The sequence below is a fragment of the Micromonospora sp. NPDC049374 genome (assembly GCF_040677165.1).
GTDB lineage: Bacteria > Actinomycetota > Actinomycetes > Mycobacteriales > Micromonosporaceae > Micromonospora.
This window is the reverse complement of the sequence record NZ_JBFAQH010000013.1, coordinates 52487-69158: the sequence shown is the minus strand read 5'-3', so window position 1 is coordinate 69158 and position 16672 is coordinate 52487. Positions and strand designations below refer to the sequence as shown.

At 71.2% G+C, this 16672-nt stretch carries 14 protein-coding genes; 10 read left to right on the top strand and 4 right to left on the bottom strand.

Translation table 11 applies throughout. The features are described 5' to 3' along the window. On the top strand, positions 1–1830 hold the full coding sequence (locus AB0J93_RS21345; RefSeq protein ID WP_363924059.1) for a protein kinase: 1830 nt from the start codon (positions 1–3) through the stop codon (positions 1828–1830). 57 nt (positions 1831–1887) lie between these two features. Further along, positions 1888–2466, top strand: coding sequence for a DUF1707 domain-containing protein (locus tag AB0J93_RS21340; protein ID WP_363924058.1), 579 nt, complete (start codon positions 1888–1890; stop codon positions 2464–2466). Between the two features lie 53 nt (positions 2467–2519). Here AB0J93_RS21340 and AB0J93_RS21335 read toward each other — a convergent pair whose 3' ends face one another. Then, a complete protein-coding gene (locus AB0J93_RS21335) occupies positions 2520–2906 on the bottom strand; it encodes a VOC family protein (protein ID WP_363924057.1) in 387 nt (128 codons plus the stop codon). 271 nt (positions 2907–3177) lie between these two features. Here AB0J93_RS21335 and AB0J93_RS21330 point away from each other — a divergent pair, with 271 nt between their 5' ends. From AB0J93_RS21330 to AB0J93_RS21295, 8 genes are all read left to right on the top strand, one after another. Further along, the gene (locus AB0J93_RS21330) at positions 3178–3987 is read left to right on the top strand and encodes a metal-dependent hydrolase (RefSeq protein WP_363924056.1); all 810 of its coding nucleotides are present in this window, start codon (positions 3178–3180) and stop codon (positions 3985–3987) included. A 23-nt stretch (positions 3988–4010) separates the two neighbouring features. Beyond that, entirely contained in the window at positions 4011–4901 is an 891-nt protein-coding gene (locus AB0J93_RS21325) for an amidohydrolase family protein (protein ID WP_363924182.1), read from the top strand. 128 nt (positions 4902–5029) lie between these two features. Then, complete coding sequence (locus AB0J93_RS21320) at positions 5030–6142, top strand: LacI family DNA-binding transcriptional regulator (protein ID WP_363924055.1); 1113 nt, start codon at positions 5030–5032, stop codon at positions 6140–6142. A 37-nt stretch (positions 6143–6179) separates the two neighbouring features. After that, complete coding sequence (locus AB0J93_RS21315) at positions 6180–7475, top strand: extracellular solute-binding protein (RefSeq protein ID WP_363924054.1); 1296 nt, start codon at positions 6180–6182, stop codon at positions 7473–7475. Between the two features lie 57 nt (positions 7476–7532). After that, positions 7533–8510, top strand: coding sequence for a sugar ABC transporter permease (locus AB0J93_RS21310; RefSeq protein ID WP_363924053.1), 978 nt, complete (start codon positions 7533–7535; stop codon positions 8508–8510). Then, on the top strand, positions 8510–9385 hold the full coding sequence (locus tag AB0J93_RS21305; protein ID WP_363924052.1) for a carbohydrate ABC transporter permease: 876 nt from the start codon (positions 8510–8512) through the stop codon (positions 9383–9385). Before AB0J93_RS21310 ends, AB0J93_RS21305 begins: the two co-directional genes overlap by 1 nt. Beyond that, on the top strand, positions 9382–11613 hold the full coding sequence (gene yicI / locus AB0J93_RS21300; RefSeq protein WP_363924051.1) for an alpha-xylosidase: 2232 nt from the start codon (positions 9382–9384) through the stop codon (positions 11611–11613). Before AB0J93_RS21305 ends, yicI begins: the two co-directional genes overlap by 4 nt. Continuing rightward, positions 11610–13037: a GH1 family beta-glucosidase gene (locus tag AB0J93_RS21295; protein WP_363924050.1), complete on the top strand. Its 1428-nt coding sequence runs from the start codon at positions 11610–11612 to the stop codon at positions 13035–13037. The genes yicI and AB0J93_RS21295 overlap by 4 nt, the downstream gene beginning before the upstream one ends. A gap of 76 nt (positions 13038–13113) precedes the next feature. On the opposite strand, the gene AB0J93_RS21290 is transcribed toward AB0J93_RS21295, so the two are convergent. The 3 genes from AB0J93_RS21290 to mptB form a co-directional block, all read right to left on the bottom strand. After that, on the bottom strand, positions 13114–13707 hold the full coding sequence (locus AB0J93_RS21290; RefSeq protein ID WP_363924049.1) for an NTP transferase domain-containing protein: 594 nt from the start codon (positions 13705–13707) through the stop codon (positions 13114–13116). Positions 13708–13851: 144 nt separating this feature from the next. Beyond that, positions 13852–15102, bottom strand: a complete 1251-nt coding sequence (locus tag AB0J93_RS21285) for a glycosyltransferase 87 family protein (RefSeq protein WP_363924048.1) — start codon at positions 15100–15102, stop codon at positions 13852–13854. Continuing rightward, positions 15099–16520 carry a polyprenol phosphomannose-dependent alpha 1,6 mannosyltransferase MptB gene (mptB, locus tag AB0J93_RS21280; RefSeq protein ID WP_363924047.1) on the bottom strand — a complete coding sequence of 474 codons (1422 nt, stop codon included), beginning with the start codon at positions 16518–16520 and terminating at the stop codon, positions 15099–15101. Before mptB ends, AB0J93_RS21285 begins: the two co-directional genes overlap by 4 nt. Between the last annotated feature and the right edge of the window lie 152 nt (positions 16521–16672).

The following is a 16672-nucleotide window of genomic DNA, read 5'->3' as shown; positions in this document are numbered from 1 at the left end:
GTGATCGCCGGCCGGTACCGGCTGCTCGATCTGGTCGGGCGCGGCGGGATGGGGACGGTCTGGCGGGCCGAGGACGAGCTGCTGCACCGCCAGGTGGCGATCAAGCAGGTGGTGCTGCCGGCCTGGCTCGGCGGCGACGAGTTGGACCAGTCGCGGGCCCGCACGCTGCGTGAGGCGCGTACCGCGGCGCGGCTCAACCACCCCAACGTGGTCCGCGTCTACGACGTGGTCTCCGAGGCCGACGAGCCGTGGATCGTGATGGAGTACGTGCCGTCGCGCACCCTCCAGGACCTCCTCGACGCCGACGGGCCGCTGTCGCCGCAGCGGGCCGCTCGGATCGGTCTGGCGCTGCTGGACGCGCTGCGGGCGGCGCACCACGCCGGGGTGCTGCACCGCGACGTCAAGCCGGCGAACGTGCTCGTCGCCGACGACGGGCGGGTGCTGCTGACCGACTTCGGGTTGGCCGTGTTCGACGGTGGCGATCAGACGATGACCAGGCCCGGCACCATCCTGGGCTCACCGCAGTACGTCGCCCCGGAGCGGGCCGCCGAGGGGGTGTCCAGTGAACGCGCCGACCTCTGGTCGCTCGGCGCCACGCTGCACGCCGCCGTCGAGGGACGCGCCCCGTACGCCCGCAGCACCGCCATGGCGACGCTGAGCGCGCTGGCCTCCGCACCACCGGACCCGGCACCGCACGCCGGCCCGCTGTCGGCGGTGCTGGCCGGGCTGCTGCGCCGCGACCCCGCGCACCGCACCGACCACGCCGAGACGCGCCGCCGACTGCTGGCCGCGGCCGGTCCCGACCCGGCCGACGAACCCGACCGGTCCGGTGAGGACACTGCTCCCCTGCCCACGACCGGATCGTCTCCCGCCGGCACCGCCGCGTCCATCGAGGCTGCTGACGCTCCGGCGATGACCGCCGGCTCGCCCCGCAGGGAGCCGACCCGGCACCCGAGCGCCGACGAGGCGACCCGGCGGTCAGGCGGGCACGACCCGGATCAGACCGGCGGGGACGGCCCGGACCGGACCGGCGGGTCACCTCCACCGACCGCGCCCGCCGGCACCCCGGCGGCGACGCCGGAAACCGGGCAGCGCCGGGAGCCGGTGGCCCGGTCCTGGGCACTGGCGGGGGTCGCCGTGCTGGTCGCCATGGCGGCCGGGATCGGCACCGCACTCACGGTGGTCGGCACCGGCGCGGACCAACCCGACCCGGGGACGCAGAGCCCACAGTCGTACGACGTGGGCGCGCCGGGGCCCGGCGGCTCGTTCCCGCGCGACGGGCGACGCCCGCCCGGCCCGCCGCCGGGCGGCGTCATTCCCCCGCCGCTGCCCTGCGTACGGCCGTGGGTCGACGGTGTCTCGCTGCGCACCGCAGCGCCCCGGCCCGGCGACGGTTTCCGGCCGCCCGCCGGGTGGGTGTGGCATGCCGATGCCGGCGGATTCCGGGTGGCGTTGCCGGCCGACTGGCGGCACTCCCGCGACGACGACGTGGCCTGCTTCCAGGATCCGGCCACCGGTCGCGCGTTCACCGTCGCGGACAGCGCCGACGTCACCACCGAACCGGCCGCCCGGCTCCGGGCGGTGCGGGACCGGGAACTGGCCGACGGCACCCTGCCCGGCTACCAGGAGTTCCGCCTCGGCCGGGTCGGCGACGCCATCGAGTGGGAGTTCGGGTGGTTGACGCCGCACGGTGACCGGCTCCGCGCCACGCAGATCGTGCCGGATCCGACGCGGGGCCGTTCCTGGACGTTGGGTTGGATCACACGCGAACACGACTGGGCGGCCGCGGCGAGCGAGCTGGCGACCGTCCGGCTCAGCTTCCGACCGTAGGCCGCGTTGAGACATGCCCTGGCAGACGGCCTCGCGGGACGCCGTTAGTCTCGGACCGTGGAACCGGACCGACACGACGACACCGACCAGCTGCGAGTCTCCGACCGGGAACGGGAGGAGGTCGTGGAGTTGCTCGGCAAGGCGACGGCCGAGGGCCGGCTGACCCTCGACGAGTACTCCGAGCGGGCCGGCGTCGCCCACGCCGCACAGACCCGCGGCGAACTGGCCCGGGTGACCAGGGATCTGCCCGACGCGGCGACCCGCCCTGCGGCCGGCGCGCTCGCCCCCGCCCCGGAGAAGCTGCTGGCCGTCTTCGGCAACGAGGTACGCAAGGGCGCGTGGCCGGTACCGGAGCGCATCGAGGCCCGAGCGGTCTTCGGTGACTGCCGGATCGAGCTGCACGAGGCCCGGCTGCCCGGGCGGGTGACCCGGATCGACGCCGAGGCGATCTTCGGCAACGTCACGATCGTCGTGGCGGAGGGCACCGATGTCCGGCTCACCGGCAGCGCGATCTTCGGTAACAAGCAGTCCAAGCTCAGTGGCCCCGTCGCGGCGGGCGCACCGGTGATCGAGGTGCACTGCCGGGCGATCTTCGGGGACGTGACCGTCCGCGCGCCCCGCAAACGCTTGTGGTGACCCCGGTGACACCCGCCGACTCGGCATAGCAGGGCAGTGGGGAGCCGCATCCGTCAGCTGTCGGACCGCGTCCCGGGGATTGGCGAGCCCACCCGGTGCAGTGTGCCGTCGGGGTCGACGAAGGCGAACTCCCGCAGGCCGTACGGGGTGTCCCGGGGATCGGTCAGCCGACCCTCGACACCTGACGCAGCCCACTCGGCGTGCAATGTGTCGGCGTCGGAGACGTAGAGGTAGAGGGTCGAGGCGGTGTGGGCAGGATCGTGCTCGGCCCACTCGGTGAGGTGCACCGACACAGCGCCGCGTTCGACGAAGCCGTACCGCTCGCCCCCGGCGTAGGCACGCGTGGTGAAACCCAGCCTCCGGTAGCGGCCGAGCGCGGCATCCAGGTCACGTACCGGCACGACCGGGGCGACCCGGTCGAACCTGATCTTCTCGGCCATCCGGTCCTCCCCGTCCAAGGCTCACCCGTCAGGACGGTAACCCAGCCCACCGACAGCCACGCGCGGCTCGGGCGGCACCGCCGTCCCATCGCCGACAGATCGGGCCGGTCGACCATCACGCGCTGCCATACTCCCTGGTGGTCGGCGTGGTCCACCGACCGACTCCGATAACTGTCCGAAGTAGACGTGGCGGGTGGTCCCCCTGCGGCGTCGCCGCGAACTACAGTGGCGTAGTTTTGGCGCTCAAGATCCCTGGGGAGGGCGAGCCGAGATGATGGGACCGTCGCACGCGCTGTCTGGCGCGGCGGTATGGCTGAGCGGGTCCTGGGCGCTACAGCACTTCTACGACTACGAGCAGTCGCCGTTGGCGTTGGCCGTCGGCACCGCCGTCTGCGCCGGTGGAGCGCTGCTGCCCGATCTCGATCTGTCCGGCAAGGTCACCCGCAACCAGGGTGGCGCGACCGTGGCCCGCACGTTCGGCGTCTTCTCGCTGTTCATCGCCGAGGTGGTGGAGAAGGTCTCGCTGGGCGTCTACTACGCCACCAAGCTCAGCCGCGATCCCAAGCGCAGCAACGGCCACCGCACCCTCACCCACACCATCCCGTTCACGGTGCTGGTGGGTTGGGGCACGACCACGCTGTGCGCGCGGTACGGCAAGTGGGCGGTCATCGGCATCCTGTTCTTCATGATCGGCCTCGCCCTGCGCGGCCTGTTCGACGAGTGGGCCGAGCGCGCGGGCTGGGTCATCGTCACCCTGGTCTCGGCCGGTGCGGCCATGTTCACCGCCGCGAACCTGCCCGGTGACCGGGGCTACCCGATGATCGGACTGGCCGTCGGCGTGGGCTGTTTCGTGCATATCATCGGTGACATGATCACCCGGGCCGGCGTACCGATTCTCTGGCCGATTCCGATCAAGCGCCGGATGTGGACACCGATCAGCCTGCCCGACAAGATCGCGCTGCGGGCCGGCGGCAAGACCGAGATCGTCGTGGTCCGCACCGCACTGACAATCGTGTCCGTGCTGGCAGCGGTCGGGCTGGTCGCTCCCTCGGTACTACAGAAGTTCAACCTCGACCTGTGAGTGTCGAGGCCGTCGACCCGGCGATCGTGGCCGCCGACGAGGCGGTGCCACGATTCTGGCAGGGGCTCGGCCTGCCCGGCCTGGCCGACGTGCACGTGCACTTCCTGCCGCCGAGGCTGCGCCGCCGGGTGTGGGAGTACTTCGAATCGGCGGGCCCGCTGGTGGGGCTGGAGTGGCCGATCCGGTACCGGTGGAGCGACGCCGAACGCGTCGACCACCTCCGTCGGCTGGGGGTACGGGCGTTCAGCGCGCTCGCGTACGCCCACCGCCCCGGCATGGCCGAGCAGTTGAACCGGTGGACGCTGGACTTCGCGCGCGACACCCCCGGATGCCTGCCGTCGGCCACCTTCTTCCCCGAGCCGACAGCGGCACGCTACGTCGCCGAGGCGATCGACGCCGGCGCCCGGGTGTTCAAGGTGCACCTCCAGGTGGGTGGTTTCGCGCCCACCGATCCTGCGTTGGAGCAGGCGTGGGGCCTGCTCACCGAGGCCGGTGTGCCGGTGGTCGTGCATGCCGGGCACGCGCCGGTGGGCACCGCACACACCGGGCCGGACCCGTTCGCCGCGCTGCTCGCCCGGCACCCACGGCTGCCCGCGATCGTCGCCCACCTGGGCGCCCCGGACTATTCCGCCTTCCTGGATCTCGCGGAGCGCCACGAGCGGGTGCGGCTGGACACCACCATGGCGTTCACCCCGTTCCTCGACCAGTTCGTGCCCTTCCCGACCGAGGAGCTGCCGCGACTGCGGGAGCTGGGGCTGGCCGGGAAGGTGCTGCTGGGCAGCGACTTCCCCAACATCCCCTACCCGTACGCCGACCAGTTGACCGGTCTGGCCCGGCTCGACCTGGGCGACGACTGGCTGCGGACGGTCTGCTGGCAGGCCGCCGCGGACCTGTTCGACCTGCCCGCGCACTGATCGAGCGGGATCCGACCTCAGTTCGTCACCGCCTATTGACGTGGTCGTAACACCTGACCTACCTTCTGTCGAACCGCCTAGTCGAAGCGCTTCGACAACGCCCCGGGCGTACCGCGAGGAGGTGCCGGATGGCCACCATGCAGGACGTCGCGCGTCGCGCCCAGGTCTCGGTCAGCACCGTGTCGTACGTGCTCACCGGCACCCGACCGATCTCCCAGGCCACCCGGGACAAGGTCCTCGCCGCCATGGCCGAGCTGGACTACCAGCCCAACGCCCTGGCCCGCGGGCTGGCCAGCCGGCGCAGCCGGATCCTCGGGCTGCTGCTGCCGATGGACGAGCGCGGCATCGGCGCCACCGAGACCGCCTTCGTCACCGGCGCGACCGCCGCCGCCGTGGCCGCCGGCTACCACCTGGTGCTCTCCCCGATCGGCGTCGGCGACCTCGACGAGCTGCGCCGACTGGCCAGCCAGCGGATCCTCGACGGCGCGCTGCTGATGGAGGTCCAACTGCACGACCCCCGGGTGGACGTGCTGCGCGAGGCGGGCGTGCCGACGGTACTTATCGGGCGCACGGAGGACCCGACCGGCCTGTCGTACGTCGACATCGACTTCGACCGCACCGTCCGCGCGGCGGTCGACCACCTGGTCGGCCTGGGCCACCGCCGCATCGTCTACGTCAACCACTCGGCCGACACCATCGCCGAGGGTTACGGCCCGGCCCTGCGCACCCGTGACTCGTTCACCGCCGCGATGACCGAGCACGGCCTGGCACCGCTGATGATCCCCGCCGAGGACAGCGCCGCCAGTGGTCGAGCGGCGCTGGCCACCGCGCTGCGAAAGGCGCCCGACCTCACCGCCGTGCTGGCGATGAACGAAAGTGCCGTCTTCGGGCTGCTCGGCGAGTTGTCCACCCGGGGGCTGGGGGTGCCCGACGACGTGTCCGTCGTCTCGATGGTCACCTCTCCGCAGGTCGCCGAGCTGGCCACGCCCGCGTTGACCGCGATGACGTCGCCCGGCTCGGCGCTGGGGCGCATCGCGGTGCAGACGCTGCTGCGGCACGTCGAGGGCGGCGACGGGGAGATCCACCAGGAACTGCTGCCGTGTGTGCTGGAGGTCCGCGGTTCCAGCGGCCCGCCACGTACGCCGGCGGCCAGCACCACCGACCCGGGGCCGGCCGACGACCGGTCGTCCCCGAGTACCGAAACAGCCCGCCGCCGCGCTGCCACGCGACGACGGGCTTGAAGGAGTACCGGCTCGATACTCACCAGGGAGACTAGCAATGCGACGATTCCGTAGCGTAGCCGTGGCCGCCACGGTCGCGGCGCTCGCGGCGACCAGCCTGGCGGCCTGCGGCGACGACGGTGGCGACAGCGAGGCAAACGTCCTCAAGCTCTGGCACTACGAGAGCGCCAACAGCGCCATGGGCATCGCCTGGGACCGGGCGATCGAGATCTTCAAGGAAGAGCACGAGGGCGTCGAGGTGCGCTTCGAACGTAAGGCGTTCGAGCAGATCCAGCAGAACGCCGGCATGATCATCAACTCGTCCGAGGGGCCGGACGTGATGGAGTACAACAAGGGCAACGCGACCGCCGGGCTGCTCTCCTCGCAGGGCCTGCTCACCGACCTCACCGAGGAGGCGACCGAGCGCGGCTGGGACACCGCGCTCAGTCCCAGCCTCCAGACCACGGCCAGGTACGACAACGGCGTCATGGGCTCCGGCAACTGGTACGGCGTGCCCAACTACGGCGAGTACGTGATGGTCTACTACAACAGGGACCTCTTCGCCGAGCACGGGGTCACGGTGCCGACGACGCTGGCCGAGATGACCGTGGCGATGGACACCTTCGTCGCCAAGGGCGTCACGCCGCTGGGCATGTCCGGCGCCGAGTACCCGGCCGGGCAGCTCTTCTACCAGCTCGCCCTCTCCCGGGCCGACCGGGCCTTCGTCGACAACTACCAGCTCTACGCCAACCCGGTGGACTTCACCGCCGACCCGCTCAAGTACGGCGCCGAGACCTTCGCCGAGTGGGTCGACAAGGGCTACATCGCCAAGGACTCCGCCAGCCTCAAGGCCGAGGACATGGGTACCGGTTTCATCTCCGGCAAGACACCGATGATCGTCTCCGGCAGCTGGTGGTTCGGCCGCTTCAAGAGCGAGATCTCCTTCGACTGGGACACCTTCCTCTTCCCTGGCAACACCCTGCACGCCGGCTCGTCGGGCAACCTGTGGGTGGTCCCGGAGACGAGCAAGGCCAAGAGCCTGGCGTACGACTTCATCGACATCACCATGCGACCGGAGATCCAGGCGTTGATCGGCAACAACGGCGGCGTGCCGGTGGCCAGCGACCCGGCCACGATCAACGACCCGAAGGACCGCAAGCTGATCGAGGACTTCAACACGGTCAGCTCCCAGGACGGCCTGGCCTTCTACCCGGACTGGCCGGTCCCGGGCTACTACGACGTGCTGGTCTCCGGCTTCCAGGGCCTGATCAACCAGTCCAGGTCGCCCGCGCAGGTCCTCGACGCGATCGCCGAGCCGTACCAGGACGGCGTCGCGGAGATCAAGCGCGACTGACGGCGGCCGGGGCAGGCGCGACGTCCGGCGCGCCTGCCCCACCCTGGAAGGACTCCCATGGCATCCCCTGACACGGTCGTCGTCGCACCGGCGACCTCGACACCCCCCTCGGCACGGACCTCCGGGAGCCGGCGACGGCGGTCGCGCTCCGACGCCGGGTACTGGCTCTACCTGCTCCCCGGCGCGGTGCTCTTCCTGCTGGTCATCGGCGGTCCGCTGGTCTACACCGGCTACCTCTCACTTACCAAGTGGTCCGGTGTCGGCGACCCCACCTTCATCGGGCTGGACAACTACCGCGATCTGCTGACCGACGACGTCTTCTGGACCTCGTTCAAGAACACCATCGCGATGATCATTGCGATGGTGGTGCTGCCCACCCTGATCGGGCTGGTGCTCGCCGCGGTGCTCTTCGACACCATCGGACGCCGGTTCCGGCCCCGCACCGCCGCCGCGCTACGGGCCGCCTTCTACCTGCCGCAGGTGCTCCCGGTCGTGGTGGCCGGCATCGTCTGGGGTTGGATCCTGCGGCCCGACGGCGCGCTCAACGGGCTGCTCGACGCGGTCGGGCTCGGCTCGCTGGCCCACGACTGGCTGGGCGATCCGAACACCGCGCTGCCCGCCGTGATGGCCGTGATGATCTGGGTGCAGCTCGGCTACCCGGTGGTGGTCTTCATGGCGGCCCTGGAACGGGTGAACCCGGAGCTGTACGAGGCGGCGGAGATCGACGGAGCCGGCTGGTTCCGGCGGTTCCGGGCGATCACCCTGCCGCAGATCCGGCCGGAGACGTTCGTGGTCGGGCTCACCTGCACCATCGCGGCGATGAAGGTCTTCGGCCCGATCTTCGCGCTGACCCGGGGCGGGCCGGAGAACGCCACGAACGTGCCCTCCTACTTCGCGTACTTCACCTTCTTCAAGCGGTTGCAGGTCGGCTACGGCTCGGCGATCTCGATGGTGCTGACCCTGATCATCGTCGTGGTCGCGGTGCTGTTCATCCGGGCGCAGAACCGTGCCGAACGCCGGGACGGAGTGCTCTGATGGCGATCACCCTCACCCCGCCCCGACGGGTACGGCGCCCCGCCGACCGGCGGCGCCGGGGCGCCGCCCGGTGGATCGTGCTCGCGCTGGTCGGCGCCGCGGCACTGGCCATGCTTGTGCCGTTCGCGTTCATGCTGCTCAACGCCTTCAAGTCGCCCGGCGACTACTCGACAAACGGCCCGTTGAGCTGGCCCGGCGAGTTCTACACGACCGGCCTGCGAACCTACTGGGAGCAGGTCGACTTCCCGGTGAAGCTGTGGAACTCGGTGCTCATCTCCGGCTCGGTGGCGGTCCTCGCGGTCGTCGTGTCACTACTGAGCGCGTACGCCCTGGGCATCGGCCGGGTCCGCGGCCGACTCTGGATCATCGGGCTGTTCCTGCTGGCCAACATGCTGCCGCAGGAGGCGCTGATCTACCCGCTGTACCACTTCGCCAAGGAGGCGGGGCTCTACAACACCCGCCTGGCGGTCATCATCATCTTCACCGTCATCCAGGCGGCCTTCGGCACCTACCTGCTCGCCTCGGTGCTCGGCACCTTCCCGCGCACCCTGCTGGAGGCCGCCGCGCTCGACGGGGCCGGCCGGTGGCGGACCCTGTGGCGGGTGGTGCTGCCCAACATCCGGCCCACCATCTCGGTGCTGCTGGTCTTCTTCTTCATCTGGACCTGGAACGAGTTCCTCATCCCGCTGGTCATGCTCATCGACAACCAGACCCAGACCGTCCCGGTCGCGCTGGCCTCGTTGCAGGGCGACCGGCTGATGGACGCCCCCACCACAAACGCCGGGGCACTGATCAGCCTCCTTCCGGCGATCCTGTTCTTCCTCATCTTTCAGCGCACCCTCTCGCGCGGCATCACGGCAGGAGCCGACAAGTGAAGTTCACCGACGGGTACTGGCAACTGCGTCCCGGGGTCAGCGTGCTGCGCCCCGGCACCGTGGAGTCGGTGGAGCCGGACGAGCGCTCCTTCACCGTCTTCGCACCCATCGGACGGATCACCGGACGCGGCGACACCCTCAACCGGCCGGTGATCACCGTACGGTTCTTCTCCCCCGCACCCGGCGTGGTCGGGGTGACCATCGGCCACCACACCGGTGGACTGCCCAAGCAGCCGCGGTTCACGCTCGCCGAGAGCACCGAGCATCCCGTCCAGGTGGAGGTCACCGGGCTCAGCGCGCGGTTGACCACCGGCGAGCTGACCGTCCGGGTCGCGCTGACCGGGCCGTGGCGGGTGGACTTCCTGCGCGGCGACCGGTTGGTCACCTCGTCCACCGAGCGCAGCATCGGGGCGGTCACCGACGGCGAGGGCCACAAGTACGTGCACGAGCGGCTCGCAGTGGGCGTCGGCGAGACCATCTACGGGTTGGGCGAACGCTTCGGCGCGTACGTCAAGAACGGCCAGACCGTCGACATCTGGAACGCCGACGGCGGCACCGCCAGCGAGCAGGCGTACAAGAACGTGCCGTTCTATCTCAGCAGCGCCGGCTACGGGGTCTTCGTGGACCATCCGGAGCACGTCTCCTTCGAGGTGGGCTCGGAGGTGGTGTCGCAGACCCAGTTCAGCGTGCCGGGTCAGTCGCTTACGTACCACCTGATCGACGGACCCACCCCGAAGGACGTGCTGCGCCGCTACACCGCGCTGACCGGCCGGCCGGCGCGGGTGCCGGCCTGGTCGTACGGGCTGTGGCTGTCCACGTCTTTCACCACCTCGTACGACGAGAAGACGGTCACCGAGTTCATCGACGGCATGGCCGAGCGGGACCTACCGCTGTCGGTGTTCCACTTCGACTGCTTCTGGATGCGGCAGTTCCACTGGGTCGACTTCATCTGGGACCCGGCGACCTTCCCGGACCCGGAGGGGATGCTGCGCCGGCTGCACGAGCGTGGCCTGAAGGTGTGCGTCTGGATCAACCCGTACATCGCCCAGCGGTCGTACCTGTTCGAGGAGGGCCGGCAGGCCGGCTACCTGGTCCGCAACCCGGACGGTTCGGTCTGGCAGTGGGACAAGTGGCAGGCCGGCATGGCGCTCGTCGACTTCACCAACCCGGACGCGGTCGACTGGTTCGCCGGCAAGCTCAAGGTGCTGCTGGACATGGGCGTCGACTGTTTCAAGACCGACTTCGGCGAACGCATCCCCACCGACGTGGTGTGGCACGACGGCTCGGACCCGCAGCGGATGCACAACTACTACGCGTACCTGTACAACAAGACCGTTTTCGAGCTGCTGGCGGCCGAACGCGGGGAGGGCGAGGCGGTCGTCTTCGCCCGGTCGGCGACCGCCGGCGGTCAGCAGTTCCCGGTGCACTGGGGCGGCGACTGCGAGTCGACATTCGTGGCGATGGCCGAGTCGCTGCGCGGCGGACTGTCGCTGGCCGCCTCCGGGTTCGGCTACTGGAGCCACGACATCGGCGGCTTCGAGGGCACCCCCGACCCGGCGGTGTTCAAACGCTGGATCGCCTTCGGCCTGCTGTCGTCGCACTCGCGGCTGCACGGCTCCGGCTCGTACCGGGTGCCGTGGGCGTACGACGACGAGGCGGTCGACGTGCTGCGCCACTTCACCCGGCTCAAGCTGAGCCTGATGCCGTACCTCGCGGCAGCGGCCGAGGAGGCCCACCGCGAGGGCGTACCTGTGATGCGGCCGATGATCCTGGAGTTCCCGGACGATCCGACCGCCGCGTACCTCGACCGGCAGTACATGCTCGGCCCGGACCTGCTGGTCGCACCGGTAATGAGCGCCGACGGCCAGGTGACCTACTACGTGCCCGCCGGCACCTGGACCCACGTGACCACCGGTGCCCAGGTCACCGGGCCGGGCTGGGTCACCGAGAAGCACGACTTCGACAGCGTTCCCGTACTGGCCCGGCCCGGGTCGGTCATCGCGTTCGGCTCGGTCACCGACCGCCCGGACTACAGGTGGGCCGACGGTGTGCGGCTGCGGATGTTCGCTCCGACCCCCGGGCAGCGGACCCGGGTTCGGATACCGTCGCCGGACGGTGGTGCGGGCACCGAGTTCGAGATCCACCACCGGAACGGGAAGGCCACCGTCGAACTGGTGGCCGGTGTCTCGTCGGGATACAGCTGCGAGGTCACGGAGGTGGCGAAGTGAGCGATGTGGAATTTCCCCAGGGTTTCGTCTGGGGCTCGGCCACGGCGGCGTACCAGATCGAGGGCGCGGCGCGCGAGGACGGTCGGGGCCCGTCGATCTGGGACACCTACAGCCACACCCCGGGCCGCACCCTGAACGGGGACACCGGCGACGTCGCGGCCGACCACTACCACCGGTGGGCCGACGACCTCGACCAGGTGGCCGCGCTCGGGCTGGGCGCGTACCGGTTCTCCATCGCCTGGCCCCGGGTGCAGCCCGGCGGTTCGGGGCCGGTGAACCAGGCCGGGGTGGACTTCTACTCCCGGCTGGTGGACCGGCTGCTCGAACTCGGCATCCGGCCGGTGGCCACGCTGTACCACTGGGACCTGCCGCAGGAGTTGGAGGACGCGGGCGGCTGGCCGGTCCGGGACACCGCCGCGCGCTTCGCCGACTATGCCGAGAAGATCGTCGGGGCGCTCGGTGACCGGGTGCACACCTGGACCACGTTCAACGAGCCGTGGTGCTCGGCCTACCTCGGGTACGCCTCCGGGGTGCACGCGCCGGGGCGGACCGAGCCGGCCGCCGCACTGGCCGCCGTACACCATCTGAACCTGGCGCACGGCCTGGCCGGCCGGGTGATCCGCGACCTGGCACCGGCGGCGCAGCTGTCGGCCACCCTGAACCTGCACGTCATCCGACCGGCCTCGGACTCGGCCGCCGACGTCGACGCGGCGCGCCGGATCGACGCCCTCGCCAACCGGGCGTTCCTCGGCCCGATGCTCGACGGGGCGTACCCGGCGGACCTGCTCACCGACACCGCCGCCGTCACCGATTGGTCGTTCGTCCGGGACGGCGACGAGGCCACGGCAGCCGTCCCGCTGGACGTGCTCGGGGTCAACTACTACTCGACCACGCTGGTCCGTGCCTGGGACGGCGTGTCGCCCAAGTCGGACTCCGACGGACACGGCCGCTCGGCGCACTCGGCGTGGGTCGGCTCCGAGCAGGTCGAGTTCCTGCCGCAACCGGGTCCGTACACGGCGATGGGCTGGAACATCGAGCCGGCCGGCCTGACCGACTTGCTGCTGCGCCTGCACCGCGAGTATCCCGACCAGCCGCTGATGATCACCGAGAACGGCGCCGCCTTCGACGACGTGGTCTCCCCCGACGGTGCGATCCACGACGACCGCCGCGTCGACTACCTCCACCGGCACATCGCCGCCACGCACCAGGCGATGGTCGCCGGCGCCGACGTACGCGGCTACTTCGTCTGGTCCCTGCTGGACAACTTCGAGTGGGCCTACGGCTACGACCGCCGCTTCGGCATCATCCACGTCGACTACGACACCCAACAGCGCACCTGGAAAGACTCCGCCCACTGGTACCACCGCCTCACCACCACCAACCGCCTCCCCGACCCCGCTCTCACCCCCGGCCTTACTCGTTGATCATGAGGTTGGCGGCAGTTTGAAGATCATCCAGTGCCGCCAACCTCATGATCAACGGGGGCAGGGGCGGCGCAGGTCAGACGCCGACGCGTTGTTCGGGGACGGTCAGGCCGTAGAGGGCCATCAGCTCGGGGGTGTCGACCCGGCTGCCGTCGGCCACCGTGTCGCAGGCGATGTCGACGATCTGGTCCTTGTGCGCCAGCAGGTACGGGCGGGCCCCGACGTCGGCACTAGCCAAAGTGGCGATGCCCGGCCAGTGCCGACGACCGAACAGCATCGGGTAACCGCGCAGCCCGTTGTAGGTGGCACAGACCAGCACGTCGGGGAAGGGCAGCGCGGCCACCCGGCTCACCGCCGCGGCGGTGAGCCCGGGCATGTCCACCGGCACCACCACCGCCGCCTCGACCCGGTCGTCGTCGATTCCGGCGAGACCGGCCCGGATGGACGAGCCCACGCCGGTACCCCAGGCGCGGTTGACCACCACCGTGGCGCGACTCAGGTCGGCGGTCTCGCGGACCTGGTCGGCCGCGGCGCCCAGGACGACCACGATCTGCCCGCAGCCCGCCTCCGTCAGCGTGTCGATCATCTGGTCGACCAGCGGCTTGCCGCCCTGGTGCAGCAGGGCCTCCGGTCCGCCGATCCGGCGGCCACCCCCCGCGGCGATGATCATTCCTGCGATCCGGTTCAGAGCTGCGCTCCCTCCAGCGTGGGAGCGGTCGGGGCCACGTGACCCCGACCCTCCCGTCCTACGCACACCGTTTGCAACGACGGCGGTCGGACGAGAGTGGCGGGGCATTTGGTGTAAATTGGGTATCTATCCGGACTGCACGGACATCCCCTCCGGCGCGCGATGGTCCGCACCGCCCGAAACCGGCAGCAGCACCAGCATCCCCGCCGCGACCAGCAGATAGGCGTTGCCGCCGAAGAAGCCGTGCGGCCCACCGGACCCGTTGGCGAAGATCCACACAACTCCGCTGCACAGCACCGCGTACCCGACGACGCCGGCCCGCAGCCGCCGCCGCGCGACGGGTCGGGCCGGCGGCCACGGCAGCGTCACACCGACGAGGACGATCAACCCGGGCACCAACCACACGAGATGGTGCACCCAGCTGACCGGACTGACCAGCACCCCGAGGACCCCGGTGAGGGCGAACCCGACCCGCTCGTCGCCCGCGGCCCGTCGGACCCGGCACCACCACACCGCGAGCGCTGCGGCCACCAGGCACAGCCACAGCAACCGGTCGGGGTGCGCCGGGTCGAGCCGGGCGACCAGGCCCAGCAGCGACTGGTTCGACACGTACTCCAGCTTCCCGACCCGCCCGGTGTCCCACAGCGCCTCGGTGAAGAATGTGCGGGTGGCGTTCGGTGCCACCGCCGCCGCCACCAGGGTCGCCATCGCTGCGGTCGCCGTGGCCGTCGCGGCAGCCCGCCACCGTCGGGTCACCAGCAGGTACGCGACGAAGACCGCCGGAGTCAGCTTGATCGCGGCGGCCAGGCCGATGCCGACGCCGGCCAGCCGATGCCGACGCTCCAACAGCCACAGGTCGACGTAGACCAGGGCCATCAGCAGCAGATTCACCTGCCCGAAACTGACCGTGTCGCGGACCGGGTTGAGCACGGCGAACAGGCAGGCAGCCAACGCGAAGGTGCGCCACCTCGGCCAGCCGGCGCGCCGTGCGACGGGGTCCACCAGCAGGTGCAGCAGGAAGCCGGCCGCCACGACGGTGAGCGCCAGGTTCACCGCGATCGCCGGATGCCAGGGCAGGGCCGCCACCGGCAGCATGACCAACGCGGCGAAAGGTGGATAGGTGAAGCCGTACTGGTTCCAGGTCACCCACTCGTAGAGTTGGCCGCCGCCCGCCCAGTGACGCACCGCGCCGTGGTAGACACCGATGTCGAACCAGCCACGGTGCCCGGGCAGCACGGCGATCGCCACGCCGATCACGGTGGCCAGGCCGATGATCAGCAGCGTCGGCCGCCAGCTCGGCGTGGCGGGTCCGGCGGCCGTGCCGGTCCCGCTGACGGCGGTGGTACCGACCCGGGGCCGTCCGGTGGTGGTGGTCATCGGCGACCCGCCAGGGCGAGCGGGGCGGACCGGGTGAGCAGCCACAGCACACCGACGGCGGCCAGGCCGACGAGCACCCCCGCCGCCGCGAGCACCGCCTGGCCGAGATCCGGGCCGAAACCGCTGGGCAGGACCGCGAACGCCAGCACCATCGCGGCGAGCGCCGCCGCCTGCCGCGGCCACCCGTGCGGCGCCGCTGCGGCGAGCAGCACCAACCCCCACAGCGCGTACCAGGGCCGCGTCGCCGGGCCGAGCAGCGCCACGGCCAACAGGACCAGGCCGACGGCGTACGGCGGACCCAGCCGACGCCGCTGATGCCAGGCGACCACCGCGACGGCGAGCAGACCGAGCAGGCCCAGCAGCACCCCGGCGCGCATCGGCGCGGCGCCCAGATCCAGGTCCAACGTCTCCGCGAGCCGCTGCGCGCCCCGACCGAGGGCGGTCGAGACCGACCAACTGTGCCGGTACACGGGCGTGGCGAGGGCGTCCATCCAGCCGTATCCGATTCCGCTCGCCCAGGTCACCGTCACGCCGCTGACCACCGTGAGACCGACGACCCGCACCACCGCACGGCCGACGCCGAGGCGCCGGGCAGCGAGCGCACCCACCACCAGCAGCCCCAGCAGCGCCGGCACCTTGACCAGGGCGGCGAACGTGACCAGCACGGTCGCCGCACCGAACCGGTCGGCAAGTGCCAGCCGAAGGCCGAGCACGAGCAGTCCCAGCATCACCGCCTCGTTGTGGGCACCCGCGACCAGGTGCAGCGGAACGAGTGGGTTGAGCACCCCCAGCCACAGCGCGGCCGCCGGGTCGACCCCACAGTGCTGCGCCAGACGCGGCAGATTGATCACGAGAAGTGTCACCCCGGCCAGCGCGACGAGCCGCAGCGTCAGCACGCCGAGCGCCAGGTGCCCACCGGTGAACCAGGACACTCCGGCGGCGAGGGACAGGAAGACCGGCCCGTACGGCGCGGGCGTCTGTTGCCACATCTGCGGTACCTCGGCGGCGAGGTGTCCACCGAGGTGCGCCACCCCCACCCGGTAGACATCCAGGTCGGCCAGGACCATCGCGCCCTGGGCCAGGTAGCTGTAGACGTCGCGGGAGAACATGGGCGGTGCCAGCAGCAACGGTCCGACCCAACAGGCCAACGTGACGGCGGCGCCTCGGGCGCGGGCGGGGTTGTCCGGCGTGCGACCGGGCCGGCGCAGGTCGCGGCCGGCCCACCACCAGGCGAGCGTGAGCAGGGTCAGCCCGGCGTAGCCGACCACCAACGCGGGCCGGTCGGCGTGACGAAGGGCCGTCCACCAAAGGGCGTCCCGCACCGGCAGGGCACCGGCACCGCAACCGGCGACCGCCAGCAGGGCGGTGCCCACCCCGCCCATGAGTCGGTACGCGGAGACGCTCGTCGGTGTCAGCACCGGGGCATGGTGGCAGCGCGAGCTGACCGCGAGACGGCCACCGGTCGGTCAACAGGAGACCCTCGGGTGTCCGCTCAACTGGACCTGGCCGGGACGCACGGTGGGTGGCACCGGGCCGACCACCCGAACCGGGTGGCGCAGGCTGGGAGATC